This window comes from Acidimicrobiia bacterium (assembly GCA_040880805.1).
In the GTDB taxonomy this organism is placed as follows: Bacteria; Actinomycetota; Acidimicrobiia; order IMCC26256; family DASPTH01; genus DASPTH01.
The window spans coordinates 82,594-97,131 of the sequence record JBBDHW010000043.1; the positions used below are offsets into that span (position 1 = coordinate 82,594).

Genomic DNA, 14,538 nt, shown 5'->3' on the forward strand with positions numbered 1-14,538 from the left:
GGCAGTAGCGTGACCGGCCGTGTCCGTGCCGTGGACGATGACCGCGAGTGCGACGCTCGGCGGTGACGGCGGCGTCGTGACACTCGTCGAGGGGACCGCGTTCGCCATCTCGCTGCCCTCGGGCGACATGCTGCCCGGCTTCCCGCATGGCCTTTTCTTCCGCGACACGCGGTTCCTCTCGGAACTCCGTTTGCGCGTCAACGGCCAGTGGCCCGAACCGCTCGCCGCGACCACCACCGATCCGTTCAGCGCGGCGTTCGTGTTGCGCGATCAGCCCAAGGCAGGGGAAGCCGACTCGCACCTCATGGTGTTCCGCAATCGCTACGTCGGTCGCGGTATGCGCGAAGACGTCACCGTGCGCAACTACGGCCTCGAACCCGCGTTCTGCGCGCTCGAGGTCCTCATCGGCGCCGATTTTGCGGATCTGTTCGAAGTGAAGGAGAGCAGGGTCGAGAAGGTCGGCGAGCTGTCGACGAGCGTCGAGGGAAGCCGACTGAGCTGGACGTACCAGCGCGGTCGCTTCAGCCGCGGCGCCCACCTCGACTTTTCGGCGGCGCCGCAGCTGTCGGCGACGCACGCGGTCTTCGAGGTGATCGTGCCTGCTGCCGGGGAGTGGTCGGTGTGTATGCAGCTCACGCCGGTCATCGACACCGACGAGGTGACGCCGCGCTACCTGTGTGGACGGCCGGTCGAGCGGTCGACGCCGGCGGCGCGCCTCGAAGCATGGCGGCGCAACCTGCCGTCGATGACGTCGGACCACGACAGCTTCGGCGCGCTCCTCGATCGCTCGACCGAAGACCTCGCGGCGTTGCGTCTGTTCGATCCCGATCACCCCGACCGCACGGTGGTCGCCGCGGGCGCCCCCTGGTTCATGACGCTGTTCGGTCGCGACAGCCTCATCACGTCGTGGATGACGATGATGATCGATTCCGATCTCGCACTCGGCACGCTGCAGACGCTGGCGCGCTTCCAGGGCGTCGACGTGAACCCGATCACCGAGGAGGAGCCGGGCCGCATCCTGCACGAGATGCGATTCGGCGAGTCGAGTGAGCTGTCACTCGGCGGCGGACGCGTCTACTACGGCAGCGTCGACTCCACGCCGCTGTTCGTGATGCTGCTCGGCGAGTTGCAGCGTTGGGGCAACCGGCGTGGCGACGTCGACGCGCTGCTCCCCGCGGCGGATCGCGCGCTCGCGTGGATCGACGACTTCGGCGACCGCGACGACGACGGCTACGTCGAGTACCTCCGCACGAGCGACCGCGGCCTCCGCAACCAGGGTTGGAAGGACTCGCACGACTCCACCCGCTTCGCCGACGGTCAATTGGCGGAACCGCCGATCGCGTTGTGCGAGGTGCAGGGCTACGTGTACGCCGCGCTCGCCGCGCGCGCCCACTTCGCCACTGAGCAGGGCGACGACAAGTATGCCGCGGAGCTGCGCACGCGCGCCGCAGAGCTCAAGCGCCGCTTCAACAACGACTTCTGGCTCGAGGAGCACCGCTGGCTCGCGATGGGACTCGACCGCGACAAGAAGCCACTCGACGCCCTCACCTCCAACATGGGGCACTGCCTCTGGACCGGCATCCTCGACGAGGACAAAGCAGCGCTCGTCGGCGCACGTCTCCTGTCCGACGAGCTGTTCTCCGGTTGGGGGATCCGCACGCTCGCGTCGTCGATGACGGGCTACAACCCGATCAGCTACCACAACGGGAGCGTGTGGCCGCACGACAACGCCATCTGTGCCGCGGGACTCATGCGGTACGGCCTCGTCGACGAGGCGCACCGCGTGATGGAGGGTATCGTGCAGGCGGCTGCGCACTTCGGGAACCGGCTTCCCGAGCTGTTCGCCGGCCTGGCCCGCGCCGACGTGCCGTTCCCGGTGAGCTACCCCACGTCGTGCTCGCCCCAGGCGTGGGCCGCGGCGTCGCCGCTCTTGTTCCTGCGCTCGATGCTGCACTTCGAACCCGAGGTGCGCAACGAGCAGCTCCACCTTGCGCCGGAGGTGCCTGAGTGGATCGGGCGGCTCGTGCTCGAGCGCGTGCCGCTCATGGGCGGCCATCTCTCGATCGAGGTGGAAGGGAACCACTGCAAGGTGCTCGACGCTCCGCCCGGCCTCACGATCGTTCCCGAGGCACGGCGCCCGACCGTGTAGCCGGCAACCCGACGTCAGGCCCAGCGAACGTGCACGTAGACGATCTGCGCGAGGTTGCTCACCGCGACGGTGCCCCAGATGATGAGCGCGCCGGCGAGGAGCACCTGGCAACCGGAGTTGAACAGACGCCCGTGGCGGGAGAGTCGAGCCTGCACACCCCATGCGAGGAGCGCGAGTGCCGAGCATCCGACGAGGACGCGCAGGATGAGCGCCGGGGTGAGCCCGAAGTTCTCGAACGCCCAGCGCAACGCCGGGTTGCCTTCGGGCAGGCGGGTGTATCGCAGCGCGTACCGGGTGGTGACCGCGTCGAGCACCGCGAAGCAACTCCCGAGTACGAAGCACGCGAACGGGCTGAGCATGCGACTCTTGGGTCGCGCGGCGGCGACGGTCACGCCCTGCTCGGATTCCGTCATGACCGTCCCTTCTTCCGCTTCGTCCGGTCAGTCAAGCACGTCATGCGACGCAATCCCTCAGCCCGCGCTTCCCGTACGTTCAGGAGCGAACGGCTGCGAGCCGGGTACCCCGGCTCGCAGTGAACGACCGATCGAGCAGGTGGACGATCATGGGGGTTGTACCGATGAATCGGAAATTTGGATGGCTCGCCGGCGCGCTGGTATTGACCCTTGCGCTCGCAGCGTGCGGCGGGGGCGACGACAACTCGAGCGGCAACGTGTCGTCGAAGGCGACCACCACGACGGGGGCGCCTGCCGCGACGACGACCACGTCGGGCGCCACCACCACTACCACCACCGCTCCGGCGGCCGTGACCGTGAAGGCCGCGACGGTGAGCCTCGGCAACATCGTCGTCAGTTCCGACGGCAAGACGCTGTACGCGTTCATGCCCGACGGCACGGGTACCACGAGCATGTGCACGGGTGGTTGCGCGGGCACTTGGCCGCCGCTCATGGCGTCGGGACAGCCGGTCGCCGGGTCCGGGATCGACGCGTCGAAGTTGTCGAAGGCGCCATCGGGTCAGGTCACCTACGGCGGCCACCTGCTCTACAACTTCTCGGGCGACACCGCGCCCGGTCAGACGAACGGTCAGGCTCTCGGGAACGTCTGGCACATCGTGGCGCCCTCCGGCGACATCATCAGCTGACCGCCGACCGCGAAACGTTTGCGTGTTCGCTGTGCGCGGTACCTCGGAAGCCATCGCCGACCCGCAGGTATGAGGCAACTGAGCAGCGGCGCGATTCGAAGAACCGCACGCGAGCGTCGGCCGGTCAGGGCCGTCAGCGCGGGAACGACAGCGAGAGCGCGAAGTCGCCGGCCGGGTCGGTCCACCACTCCGCGAGCTCGAGCCCGGCGGCCGCAAGCTCGCGTGCCACGCCTTCGCGCCGGAACTTCGCGCTGATCTCGGTGCGGAGCTCCTCGCCGTCGGCGAAGCGCACCTCCACACCGAGCTGCGAGATCGTGGCGAGCTGCGCGCGGTCTGCCCGGAGGCGCATCTCGATCCATTCCTCGTCGGGATCCCAGCGCGCCACGTGGGCGAACCCGTCGACGTCGAAGTCGGCGTCGAGCTCGCGGTTGAGCACGCGCAGGACGTTGCGGTTGAACTCGGCCGTCACACCCGCCGCGTCGTCGTAGGCCGCGACGAGCCGCGTGACGTCCTTGACCAGATCGGTACCGAGCAGCAGCGAATCGCCCGGCGCGAGACCGCTCGCCACCTCGGCCAGGAACTTCGCGCGCGGCTCCGGCGCGAGGTTGCCGATCGTGCTGCCGAGAAACGCGACGACGCGTCGCCCGCCGGTGGGGATCTGGTCGAGATGGTGTTCGAAGTCGCCGACGACGGCGTGCACGTCGATGCCGTCGTATTCGCCCGCGATCGAGGCCGCTGCACTACGGAGTGTCTCCTCGCTCACGTCGAACGGGACGAACCGGCGCAGCGTGCCGGCGCCCGCGAGCGCATCGAGGACCAGGCGGGTCTTCTCCGACGTACCCGAGCCGAGCTCGACGAGCGTGTCGGCGCCGGTGCGTACGGCGATGTCGCCGGCGCGCTCGGAGAGGATCGCCCGCTCGGCACGCGTCGGGTAGTACTCGGGCAGCCGCGTGATCGCGTCGAAGAGCTCGCTCCCGCGCTCGTCGTAGAACCACTTCGGCGGAAGCGTTTTCGGCGCAGCCGAGAGACCGGCGCGCACGTCCGCCTCGAGCGCGCGCACCATCGCGTCGGGTTCGAGGTGCACGTCGACGCGGATCTCGGGGGCCATGGCTACGGCGTGCGCGCTACAGCGAAGTGATCGTGTGCACGGTGTCGACGGGCTCGGCCACCGCGAGGACGACCGAGCCGTCGGGCACCTCGCGCCAGCCGGGCTTGTCGTCGAGTGGCTCGGAGACCACCGTGGCGCCGCGCACGAACAGGGAGTTGCCCAGCCGCGTGGCCGCGAGCTGGTGACCGTCGGTGAGGAGCATGTTGAGGCGGCCCTTCGTGATGCCGGTCACCTGGTCGACCACGTTCGACAGCGCCGCGGCCGGCGGATCGCCCGCGTCGAGCCGATCGAGGGCGAGCGCGAAGAGCACTTCGGAATCGGAGTCGCCCTCGATGCCCGCGAGGCGTGTCGCGCTCACGCCGGCGCGGAGTTGGTCGCCGACACCCTTCATGAAGCCGCCCACGGCGCCATTGAGCGAGAAGAGCCACGACCCGGAGACGAACGGCGCATTGCCGGTGTCCTCGATGGTGGCGCCGGGTGACGCGAGCCGGGCGGCACCGACGAACGCCCCGCTCTCGATGACGCGCGACGTGTCAACGAAATCGGTGTCGTCCCAGATCGGGGTGACGGTGCGGTACCGGTTCGGCTCGCGCGCGCCGTTCAGATACCAGCCGACGCCCCAACCGTCGGGATTGGAGTTGCCCGATGTCTGGTGCCGAGGCGCGCGTGCTTGTTCGCACAGCGAGTGTGGCGCGCCGAAGAGCAACTGATGGAGCGCGGCCGGAGGACCGAGATACGCGAGGTGACGGCACATGGTTCGCTAAGCGTCGCGCGCGCAGCGGAAGCCGGAGAAAATCTGGCGGCGAATGGGATAGTCCCAGTTGCGGAACGAGGTGCGCATCGCCGTAGGGTGCGTGGCCCACGACCCGCCGCGCAGCACCTTGTACTCCGGCCCGAAGAAGACCTCCGAGTACTCCTGGTAGGGGAACGGCGCGAAGCCCGGATACCTGCCGAAGTCGGACGCGGTCCATTCCCACACTTCGCCGAGCATCTGGCGGACGCCCCACTTGCTCGCGGCAGCGGCGGGCGGGCGTGTCACGTCGGAGGGTCCGAAGCGGTGCGGACCGGCGCGCCAGAGGTTCGAGTGCTCGATCGTCGCGCCCGCCGCGGCGATCTCCCATTCGGTCTCGGTGGGGAGGCGGGCGCCCGACCAGCGCGCGAACGCGTCGGCTTCGTACCAGCACACGTGCTGCACCGGCTCGTCGATGGGGAGATCCTCGACGCGGCCGAAACGACGGCGCGACCACGCGCGGTCGCCCTCGCGGTGCCAGAACTGGGGCGCCTCGAGTGCGGCCTCCTTGCGCCAGGCCCACCCGGCGTGGGTCCACAGACGCGAGTCGTCGTAACCACCCGCGTCGACGAACTCGTGGTACGCGCCGTTGGTCGTAGGCGTAGTGTCGATGCGGAACGGTGCGACCGTGACTTCGTGCTCGGGTCGCTCGTTGTCGTAGGCCCAGGGATCGTCGCTCGTGCCCACCACGAACGTGCCGCCGGGAATCAACACGTCGGCGGCACCATCGATCTCGGCGTTTTGGTGGTCGGGCTGTCGATCGGAGCTGCCGTCGGCGTCGGGGTGCGCGAAGTCGTCCATGAGCTGGATCGTGGCCAACATCGTCTCGTCGTGCTGGTGCTCGTGCTGCACCACCATCCCGTACACGAAGCCACCCGCGAGCAAGGGCTCGCCGTCGTCGAGCGTGGTGGCGTCGAGCACGCGGAGCCCGCGCTCGCGCACACCGGCGACGAACCGACGCGCGCCGGCCGGATCGAGGATCGGGAGTGACACACGGTCGCGGCGTGGGTGCTTGAACGCGTCGTAGATGTCGTCGAACGCGGGATCAGTGGGCTCCGCGCCGCTCAGCGTGCGAACCAGCCAGAGCTCCTCGTAGTGGCCGATGTGCGCGAGGTCCCAGCACAGCGGCGACATCAGCTCCGACACCTGTCGGGATTGACCCGAAATTGAGATGGGATCGAGGAGCGCGAGGGAGCGCGCGCGCGCCTCGTCGAGCGCGGCGACGATCTGCGGTTTCGAAGGACCGTTGGTCACGATCGCGTCACGCCGTCGCGGCCTGGAGCCTGTTCCAGTCGCGCAGGAGGTCGTCGGCCGGACATCGACCACGTGCGACGAAGCGATCGTGGAACGAGGCCGCGGCGGCGACGGTTTCTGCATCGGTCCCGAGGCGTGGGAGCGCCTCGAGCACTGCGGTGAAGCACGCGTCGGCCGCGGCACGCAGCGCCGTGTCGGCGAGGCCGTCCTGGGCGGCGGCGATCCAGCAGCCGCGCGTGGGCGCGATCGCGCGCGTTGCGGCGTCGGCCGCCTGGGCATCGTCGAGCAGCGTGGCGGCGACGGCGACCGCGACCGGCCACCACTCGTCGGGCAGCGCGTCGATCATGCGGAACTCGAGCCAGCCGCGGGGGCGAATCGGCGGGAACAGTGTGGTGAGGTGGTAATCGAAGTCTTCGAGCGTGGGCCACCCCAGCTCGTGACCCTTCGCGATCCACTCCGCGAAGGTCATGCGGACATCGAGCGGAGTGCTCGTTGCGCTGTCGCTGCGGATCATCATCACCGGCGCGTCGAGCGTGTACCGCGTCCACGACGAGCGCGCGTCGAGGCCGGGCACGTACGCCGCGTTCGTGCGCGCCGGGTCGATCGCTTGCCACACCGCGAGCCGCGACGAGCGCCAACCCGTCGGCCGCCCCGATGCATCGAGCGGCGAGTTGGCGAACGCGGCTGCGAGCACGGGCCCAAGGTCGTGCGCGCGCTGCCACCGACTCTCGATCGCGGCCGCGCTTCCGATGTCGAGGTTCACCTGGATCGACGCCGTGTTGCACATCATCGTGCGGCCTGCGGGCCCGTGGGCATCGAAGTAGTGCTCCATCGCGCGGTAGCGCGGGGCGTCGACGACGCGCGGGCGCGGACCGTGCGGATCGACACCCGTTGCGACAAGCTCGATGCCGTGCGGCGCGAGCGCGCTCCGGACCACGTGCATGTCTGCCGCCATGTCGCGACATGCGGAGGCGATCCCGCTGCGTGGCGGGCCGCTGAGCTCGAGCTGACCGCCGGGCTCGAACGTGATCCTGCTCTCACCGGGAAGCGCGTCGGGCAGTAGGCCGCGGATCGCGTCGGGCGTGCACGGCGTGAGCCCGGTCGCGCGCGTCACCCACTCGAGCTCGATGCCGACCTTGGCATCCCAGCGTGGTGTGAACACCCGCTCATCGACGAAGCGGCGCACGTCGTCGGGGGTGAGGGAGCGGGTGAGTGCAGGCATGGGTTATCGGTGACCGAAGTGTGCCGCGACCCACGAGAGGTTCCGGACCGGAGCGAGCCACAGGCTCCCCGCTCTCATCGGATCCTCCCCTGACTCCTGCCGTCGTCGTGCATACGAGGATTCGTCTCGCTGCTGCCGAGATCGTTTCGTTGCCCGGGATGCCCCTGGATGACACATCTGCAACTTGGGCAGCAACCCTACCGGCCGCGGTGCCGCCAACTTCCCGCTCTCGGCAGCTTCGCTGCCGGGCCGCTCAGGCCACGCTTCGCTGCTCGGCGGGATACTCGCCTCCGCGGGCGCTCAGCTCTCGCCGGCCGACTCTCTGGCGACGGCGGTTCGGTAGGCGGCGACGTGGCTCGCCGCCGCGGCCGTCCACGAGAAGCGGCCCACGAGCGCCAGGCCGGCCGCTCGGAGGCGGGTCGCCTCTGCATGATCGAGCACGCGCCTGATTCCTTCCGCGAGCGACGCGGGGTCTGCGCGTGCCGTTGCCACCGCGTCGCCGGCGAGCTCGGCGGCGGCAACCTCCTCGGTGGTGAGGACGGGTGTGCCGCAGGCCATTGCCTCGAGCGGGGGGATCCCGAAACCCTCCTCGTGTGACGGGTAGATGACCGCCGATGCGCGCCGGAGGAGTGGCGGATACGCGTCGTCGGGGACGTAGCCGGTGCGGACGATGCGATCGGCGACGCCGCTCTCCGCGACGGCGGCATCGACCGCCGGGCTGCCCCAGCCGGGCTGACCCGCGAGCACGAGCTGCAGATCGGGATGATCGCCGGCGACGCGCGCGAACGCGGCGACGAGCGCGGGCACGTTCTTGCGGGGCTCGATGGTCCCCACAAAGGCGAGATAGGGCGCGACGATGCCGAGCGTTGCGAGCCGCGTGCGGTCGTCGCCTTCGTCGCCGTCGGGTCGGAACCGGTCGGTGTCGACTCCGTGGTGCACCACGACCACGGCCCCCTTGGGTGCCGCGACCTCGTGGAGCCGCGTCGCGGTGGCTTCACTCACGCAGACGATCACCGCGGCGCGCTTCGCAGATTCGGTGATCGCGCGGCGGAAGAACACCACCTTGGAGCGCTCGTGCCATTCGGGATGGTCGAAGAACGTGAGGTCGTGCACGGTGACGACGGCGGGCATCCGCAGCCGAAGCGGCATCGTGTAATGCGGACCGTGCCAGACGTCGCCGCCGAGCTTCGCGGCGAGGCGAGGACCACTGACCTGTTCCCACGCCAGGCGCGCGGGGCGTGCCGACGGTACGACCGCGTGAATCTCCGCCGCTGGTACCTGTGACCGCCAGCGCGCCGAGTCGTTTCGTCGCGCGATCAGTACGAGCTCGAGGTCGTCGCGGCGCGCCAGCGATCGCGCGAGCTCTTTGGAGTACACGCCCGCTCCGGCGAGTTGGTCGGGCACTGCCGACACGTCGAGCAGCACGCGCACGCGGTCACGGTAGTGTGCGCAGCTGCATGCGGGTTGCCGTCAATGTCGAACAGCTCCTCCAGCCGGCACCGGGTGGGATCGGCCGGTACACGGCGCAGCTCGTCAAACTCCTGCCCACCCGAGACCCCGGCGTCGACGTGTCGGTCTTCATGGCGCGCCATCCGCGCCGAGTTGTCGACGCCGCGCTCGACGCGTGCGGATTGTGCGACGTGGATGCCGTGGTGCTGCCGTTGCCCCGTCCGCTGCTCTACGACACGTGGCACGTGCTGGGACGAGGTGGCCCCGCTCGTCGGGTGGCGCCGGTCGATCTCGTGCACGCGCCGTCGCCCGCGGTGCCGCCGCTCGAGGGAGTTCCGCTGGTCGTCACCGTGCACGATGCCGCGCCGATCACGATGCCCGAGGCGACCACTCGGCGCGGTCGCCGGTTCCACACCCGTGGCTTCGCGGCGGCGGCGCGCCGCGCGCGGTTGGTGATCGCGGTGTCGGAGTTCGCAGCCGACGAGATCGCCGCGAACACGCCGATCCCGCGCGAGCGCATGCGCATCGTTCCGAACGGCGTCAACCTCGAACGTGCGACCGCGGAGGACGTCGAGAGGGTGACGCGTTCGTACGGGATCGCCGACCGGCCGTACGTGTTCTGGATCGGCACGTTCCAACCGCGCAAGAACCTGCGGGTTCTGCTCGACGCCTTCGCCCGGCTCGACGAGACCGACGTGCCCCACCGGCTGGTGCTCGCGGGCGAGGGGGGATGGGTGAGCGACGATAGCGCGGCGATACGGCGTCTCGGTGATCGCGTGCGGGCGCTCGGAGCCGTCGGGGAGGCCGACGCGGCGGCGCTCTACGCGGGGGCGGATCTGTTCGTATTCCCGAGCCGGCACGAGGGTTTCGGGATCCCCGTGCTCGAGGCGATGGCACAGGGCACGCCGGTCGTGTGCAGCGACATCCCGGCGCTGCGTGAGGTTGGCGGCGACTCGGCCCGGTTCGTGTCCGTCGACGACGTCGACGCGCTGGCCGACGCGATCAGCTCGCTGCTACGCGACGCCGCCGCGCGCGCGGCACTCGTCGACCGCGGCCTCGAGCACGCGCGGGGCTATTCCTGGGAGCGCTGCGCCGACGCGACCATCGCCGTCTACCACGAAGCACTCGGCTGAAAGCCCACGCAACTTGCGTCAGCAGACGGCGTATAGCGCCCACAGCTGACGCCGGTTCGTTTTCGAGGGTCAGCGGGTGAGGACGTCGACGGCGGTGTCGGTGACGAGCACGGTGTGCTCGAACTGAGCGCTGCGTGAGCCGTCGGCGGTGACCGCGGTCCAGCCGTCGTCCCAGATGATCGGGCGGATGTTGCCGATCGTGATCATCGGCTCGATGGTGAACACCATTCCCGGCTCCATGATCGTGGTGGCGGCCGGCTCGAAGTAGTGCGGCACCTGCGGTGGTCCGTGGAACACCTGCCCGATGCCGTGGCCAACGAACGAGCGCACGACGTGGAAGCCTTCTTCGTGCGCGTGGGTCTCGATCGCGCGCCCGATGTCGTGGAGCGGCGCACCGGGCCGGACCGCTTCGATGGCGAGATCGAGGCACTCGCTGGTCGTGTGTACCAAGTGCTTCGAAACCGGATCGACGCGGCCGACGGGGAACGTCGCGCTGGTGTCGCCGTGCACGCCGTCGACGTAGACCGTGACGTCGACGTTCACGATGTCGCCTTCGCCGAGCGGGCGGTCGTCGGGGATGCCATGGCAGATCACCTCGTTGACCGACGTGCACACCGACTTCGGGAAGCCCTTGTAGCCGAGCGGGCTCGGGTAGACGTTGCGAGCGATGTGCGCTTCGTGCGAGATCCGATCGAGCTCGTCGGTGGTGACACTCGGTGCGACGGCCGGGCCGATCTCGTGGAGCACCTCCCGCGCGATCCGGCACGCGACACGCATGCGCGCGATCACGTCGGCCGACTTCACCATCTCCTCCGACTTGCGCACCGGCATGCCGGTCTCGACGTAGTCGGGACGCGCGATCTCTGCCGGCACGGCGCGCCATGGGCCGACCACACCAGGTTGCAGCAGCTCCGCGCGATGACACCGCTTGTACTTCTTGCCGCTTCCGCACCAGCAGTCGTCGTTCGCGCGCAACGACGCATGTACGAGTGTCACGTCACCACCCACGATCCACCCATTCCTGTAAGTGCGGACGCTTCGGCACTCCGGTCGCGTCCGCACGTGCCTCCCTCTCGTCACCACCCACGCATGTACGAGTGTCACGTCACCACCCGCGCTCGACCCACTCTTGGAGGTGCGGCCTCTTTACCAGCACTCCGGTCGCGTCCGCACGTGCCTCCCTCTCGTCACCACCCACGATCCACCCACTCCTGTAAGTGCGGACGCTCCGCCCCAATGGTGGTGTCGAGGCCGTGGCCGGGGAGCACGAGCGTGTCGGGCGGGAGCGTGAACAGCCGGCGGTCGATCGACTCGATGATCTGGGCGAAGTTCCCGCCGGGGAAGCTCGTGTTGCCGGCACCACCGGGGAACAGCGTGTCGCCGCTGAACACGATCGGGTGCCCCTCGAGCAGGAACGACGTGGAACCCGCCGTGTGGCCCGGATTGTGGATCGTGTGGAACTTCAGCTCGCCCACCGTGATCACGTCGTCGTCGGGGATCACGAAGTCGTACGCCGGCAGCATCGCCGCGTCCTCGCCCGCGATCCCCACGTCGATCCCGGCGTCGCGCATCGCCTCGACGGCCTGGATGTGGTCCCAGTGGCCGTGTGTGGTGAGCACCCGCCGCACCCCGGTGGCGCGGCTCACCTCGAGCAGGAGGTCGTGCTCGTTGGCGGCGTCGATGATGACGGCCTCACCGGTGCCCTTGCAGCGCACGACGAACACGTTGTTCTCGACCGGACCCACGATGAGCTTCTCGATGCGGACGGTCGGGGTCTCGTAGTGCGCGGGGCGAGGCATGACCTCCAGGCTACGCGCCGACCACGCCCGGCTCCGTGCCCGAACGGCAAGCTCGTGTGGCCTGGCGGCGGGCGTTCCGGTAGCGTTCCCGCCCGTTCAGAAGATCCCCGATCTGCGGGAGAGTCCAGCCGTGAACTTCGCGTTCTCCGAAGAGCAGGACCAGCTGCGCGACGCCGTTCGCCGCTTCCTCGAGTCGAAGTCGCCGTCGAGCGAGGTGCGCCGTCTCATGGAGACCACCGAGGGCTACGACCCCGCGGTGTGGAGCCAGATGGCCAACGAGCTCGGCCTGCAGAGCATCCACATCCCCGAGGAGTACGGGGGCCAGGGGTTCACGTTCGTGGAGCTCGCCATCGTGCTCGAGGAGATGGGCCGCGTGCTGCTCTGTGCCCCGTACTTCTCGAGCGTCGTGCTCGCGGCCGACGCGATCATGAACGCCGGCACGCCCGCGCAGCAGGGTCAGCTGCTGCCCGGCATCGCTTCGGGCGAGACCATCGCGACGCTCGCGTTCACCGAGCCCAACGGCAAGTGGGACGCGTCCGGTATCGAGATGGAAGCACAGGGATCCGGCGACAGCTTCACGCTCAGCGGCACGAAGATGTTCGTGATCGACGGCCACACCGCGAACCTCGTGGTGGTTGTGGCCCGTACCGAGGGAACGAGCGGTGAGGACGGCATCTCGTTCTTCGCGGTCGACGGTGATGCCGCCGGCCTCACCCGCACGCCGCTGGCCACGATGGACCAGACCCGCAAGCAGGCCCGTCTCGAGTTCGAGAACGTGGCGGCGCGGCCGATCGGCGCGCCGGGCTCGGGGTGGCCGGCGCTGTCCAAGACCCTCGACCAGGCGGCGGTCTGTCTAGCGAACGAGATGGTGGGGGGCGCGCAGAAGGTGCTCGAGATGTCGGTCGAGTACGCGAAGGTCCGGGTGCAGTTCGGTCGTCCGATCGGGTCGTTCCAGGCGATCAAGCACAAGTGCGCCGACATGCTGCTCGAGACCGAATCGGGCAAGTCGGCCGCGTACTACGCAGCCTGGGCGGCGGCGGAGGACAACGAGGAACTGCCGGTGGCAGCGAGCCTCGCGAAGGCCTATTGCTCCGACGCGTACTTCCACGCCGCGGCCGAGAACATCCAGATCCACGGCGGTATCGGCTTCACGTGGGAACACGACGCCCACCTGTACTTCAAGCGGGCGAAGAGCTCCGAGATCCTCTTCGGCGACGCCACGTACCACCGCGAGCTCCTCGCACAGCGCATCGGCATCTGAGCCTGCGGGCGGCACCGTCGTCCATCGGCAGGTCCTAACGTCGGGAGCGATGGCGGTCCTCGTCACGCTGCTCGGCGTCGTGATTGCGCTCCTCGGCTTGCTCGTTGCCGGCCTGCTCCGTAGCCACGCAGAGGTCCTTCGCGCGCTGCACGACCTGGGCGTCGACCTGGACCGGCAGCGCACGACCGGAGCCCCGCGCCCCCCCGAACGTCTGCCATGACCGTCCTCGCCGGCCCGTTCGCGATCGCGACGACCGTCCTCGCGCTCGGCGGCGCGCTGAAGGCGCTGGACCCGGCCGACACCGCGCACGCGCTCACCGCGCTCGGCCTCCCGGGTGGCCGCGTGCTGGTGCGAATCGGTGGCGCGATCGAGGCGGTGGTGGCGATCGGTGCACTTGTCACCGGCAACGCGGTGCTTGCAGCGATCGTGGCGGCGTCATACGTCGCGTTCGCAGTGGTCGTCACGATCGCGTTGCGGTCGGGTAAACCGATCAGCTCGTGCGGATGCCTCGGCAAGATCGACACGCCACCGAGCCTCGTGCACGTGGCCGTCGACCTCGTGTGCGCAGCCGTGGCGGTGGGCGCCGCGGTTGCGGCGACCAACGAGATCGCGGTACCCGACGTGCTCGCCGACCAGCCATTGCTCGGCATTCCGTTCCTCCTGCTCGTCGCCGTCGGCACCGGCCTGGTGCTGCTCGCGCTCACGGCGCTGCCCAAGACCCTCGCCGCGGCACGAGCCGTGCGGTAGATCCGAGCGGGAATAGCGTTCCCGGCCATGGACGTGGTTGCCGGATTCGTCGTCGTGGGTCTCGTCGTCGCGATCGCCGCCGTCATCGTGACCCGCGAGGCCGGCCGCATCGCCCGGCACCCGCCTCCGGCACTCTTCGACTTCGAGGATGCCTACGCCTGGGTGCTCGCGCACTTACCCGATGACGTTGCAGCCACACTCACTCCCGACGACGTACGCCGCATCCTCGACTTCCAGGTGGAGTTCTTCAAACGCAAGGGTGTATCGGCGAACGGTTCGACCGAGTACCCGGCAGGCACTGTCGTCATCGGCGGAGCCGAGACCGTGGCCTTCATCCTCGAGCGGTCCGCTGCCACCGGCGAGTCGTACCTGCCCGAGCAGGTGCACCTGGTGCTCGAGACGCAACTCGCGTACCTCAGGGCGATCGGCGCCGTTGGCCCGGCTGCCGGTGAGGGCGGGAATCGGTCTCGCGGCTAGTGTAGTGTCCTTGATTTGAGCGCGCGGTTGTGGGATGGTTGGTCATGGCT

General features: G+C 69.3%; 15 protein-coding genes. 7 read left to right on the forward strand and 8 right to left on the reverse strand.

Annotation, left to right across the window (positions count from 1 at the left end):
- Window positions 1-19: 19 nt before the first annotated feature.
- Window positions 20-2,149, forward strand: coding sequence for a glycogen debranching N-terminal domain-containing protein (locus WD271_11695; GenBank protein ID MEX1008495.1), 2,130 nt, complete (start codon window positions 20-22; stop codon window positions 2,147-2,149).
- 14 nt (window positions 2,150-2,163) lie between these two features.
- Here WD271_11695 and WD271_11700 read toward each other — a convergent pair whose 3' ends face one another.
- Complete coding sequence (locus tag WD271_11700; protein MEX1008496.1) at window positions 2,164-2,562, reverse strand: DUF5658 family protein; 399 nt, start codon at window positions 2,560-2,562, stop codon at window positions 2,164-2,166.
- A 164-nt stretch (window positions 2,563-2,726) separates the two neighbouring features.
- Between WD271_11700 and WD271_11705 the strand changes: the two genes are divergently transcribed.
- Complete coding sequence (locus WD271_11705) at window positions 2,727-3,248, forward strand: hypothetical protein (protein ID MEX1008497.1); 522 nt, start codon at window positions 2,727-2,729, stop codon at window positions 3,246-3,248.
- Between the two features lie 133 nt (window positions 3,249-3,381).
- Here WD271_11705 and egtD read toward each other — a convergent pair whose 3' ends face one another.
- The 5 genes from egtD to WD271_11730 all read right to left on the reverse strand — a co-directional run bounded on the left by egtD (window position 3,382) and on the right by WD271_11730 (window position 9,053).
- Complete coding sequence (gene egtD, locus WD271_11710; GenBank protein MEX1008498.1) at window positions 3,382-4,356, reverse strand: L-histidine N(alpha)-methyltransferase; 975 nt, start codon at window positions 4,354-4,356, stop codon at window positions 3,382-3,384.
- 16 nt (window positions 4,357-4,372) lie between these two features.
- Window positions 4,373-5,110: an ergothioneine biosynthesis protein EgtC gene (gene egtC / locus WD271_11715; GenBank protein ID MEX1008499.1), complete on the reverse strand. Its 738-nt coding sequence runs from the start codon at window positions 5,108-5,110 to the stop codon at window positions 4,373-4,375.
- Window positions 5,111-5,116: 6 nt separating this feature from the next.
- Complete coding sequence (egtB, locus tag WD271_11720; GenBank protein ID MEX1008500.1) at window positions 5,117-6,400, reverse strand: ergothioneine biosynthesis protein EgtB; 1,284 nt, start codon at window positions 6,398-6,400, stop codon at window positions 5,117-5,119.
- Between the two features lie 7 nt (window positions 6,401-6,407).
- Complete coding sequence (gene egtA / locus WD271_11725) at window positions 6,408-7,622, reverse strand: ergothioneine biosynthesis glutamate--cysteine ligase EgtA (GenBank protein MEX1008501.1); 1,215 nt, start codon at window positions 7,620-7,622, stop codon at window positions 6,408-6,410.
- Window positions 7,623-7,922: 300 nt separating this feature from the next.
- On the reverse strand, window positions 7,923-9,053 hold the full coding sequence (locus tag WD271_11730) for a glycosyltransferase family 1 protein (protein ID MEX1008502.1): 1,131 nt from the start codon (window positions 9,051-9,053) through the stop codon (window positions 7,923-7,925).
- A 26-nt stretch (window positions 9,054-9,079) separates the two neighbouring features.
- Between WD271_11730 and WD271_11735 the strand changes: the two genes are divergently transcribed.
- Window positions 9,080-10,204 (forward strand): glycosyltransferase family 1 protein, encoded by a 1,125-nt coding sequence (locus tag WD271_11735; GenBank protein ID MEX1008503.1) that lies wholly within the window; start codon window positions 9,080-9,082, stop codon window positions 10,202-10,204.
- 69 nt (window positions 10,205-10,273) lie between these two features.
- On the opposite strand, the gene map is transcribed toward WD271_11735, so the two are convergent.
- Together map and WD271_11745 are read right to left on the reverse strand one after the other, a co-directional pair.
- Window positions 10,274-11,200 carry a type I methionyl aminopeptidase gene (gene map, locus WD271_11740; protein ID MEX1008504.1) on the reverse strand — a complete coding sequence of 309 codons (927 nt, stop codon included), beginning with the start codon at window positions 11,198-11,200 and terminating at the stop codon, window positions 10,274-10,276.
- Window positions 11,201-11,391: 191 nt separating this feature from the next.
- Entirely contained in the window at window positions 11,392-12,003 is a 612-nt protein-coding gene (locus tag WD271_11745; GenBank protein ID MEX1008505.1) for an MBL fold metallo-hydrolase, read from the reverse strand.
- A gap of 130 nt (window positions 12,004-12,133) precedes the next feature.
- Between WD271_11745 and WD271_11750 the strand changes: the two genes are divergently transcribed.
- From WD271_11750 to WD271_11765, 4 genes are read left to right on the forward strand one after another with little or no spacing between them, the layout of a single operon-like run.
- Window positions 12,134-13,264: an acyl-CoA dehydrogenase family protein gene (locus WD271_11750; protein MEX1008506.1), complete on the forward strand. Its 1,131-nt coding sequence runs from the start codon at window positions 12,134-12,136 to the stop codon at window positions 13,262-13,264.
- Between the two features lie 49 nt (window positions 13,265-13,313).
- Window positions 13,314-13,484 (forward strand): hypothetical protein, encoded by a 171-nt coding sequence (locus tag WD271_11755; GenBank protein MEX1008507.1) that lies wholly within the window; start codon window positions 13,314-13,316, stop codon window positions 13,482-13,484.
- Complete coding sequence (locus WD271_11760; protein MEX1008508.1) at window positions 13,481-14,011, forward strand: MauE/DoxX family redox-associated membrane protein; 531 nt, start codon at window positions 13,481-13,483, stop codon at window positions 14,009-14,011. The genes WD271_11755 and WD271_11760 overlap by 4 nt, the downstream gene beginning before the upstream one ends.
- Window positions 14,012-14,038: 27 nt before the next feature.
- Window positions 14,039-14,488, forward strand: a complete 450-nt coding sequence (locus tag WD271_11765) for a hypothetical protein (GenBank protein MEX1008509.1) — start codon at window positions 14,039-14,041, stop codon at window positions 14,486-14,488.
- Window positions 14,489-14,538 lie beyond the last annotated feature (50 nt).

Bases quoted from the DNA above. Each gene is read 5' to 3' on its own strand.
- WD271_11700 (MEX1008496.1), bottom strand. From the start codon at position 2,562: ATGACGGAATCCGAGCAGGGCGTGACCGTCGCCGCCGCGCGACCCAAG.
- WD271_11705 (MEX1008497.1), top strand. From the start codon at position 2,727: ATGAATCGGAAATTTGGATGGCTCGCCGGCGCGCTGGTATTGACCCTT.
- egtD (MEX1008498.1), bottom strand. From the start codon at position 4,356: ATGGCCCCCGAGATCCGCGTCGACGTGCACCTCGAACCCGACGCGATG.
- egtC (MEX1008499.1), bottom strand. From the start codon at position 5,110: ATGTGCCGTCACCTCGCGTATCTCGGTCCTCCGGCCGCGCTCCATCAG.
- egtA (MEX1008501.1), bottom strand. From the start codon at position 7,622: ATGCCTGCACTCACCCGCTCCCTCACCCCCGACGACGTGCGCCGCTTC.
- WD271_11735 (MEX1008503.1), top strand. From the start codon at position 9,080: ATGCGGGTTGCCGTCAATGTCGAACAGCTCCTCCAGCCGGCACCGGGT.
- WD271_11745 (MEX1008505.1), bottom strand. From the start codon at position 12,003: ATGCCTCGCCCCGCGCACTACGAGACCCCGACCGTCCGCATCGAGAAG.
- WD271_11755 (MEX1008507.1), top strand. From the start codon at position 13,314: ATGGCGGTCCTCGTCACGCTGCTCGGCGTCGTGATTGCGCTCCTCGGC.
- WD271_11760 (MEX1008508.1), top strand. From the start codon at position 13,481: ATGACCGTCCTCGCCGGCCCGTTCGCGATCGCGACGACCGTCCTCGCG.
- WD271_11765 (MEX1008509.1), top strand. From the start codon at position 14,039: ATGGACGTGGTTGCCGGATTCGTCGTCGTGGGTCTCGTCGTCGCGATC.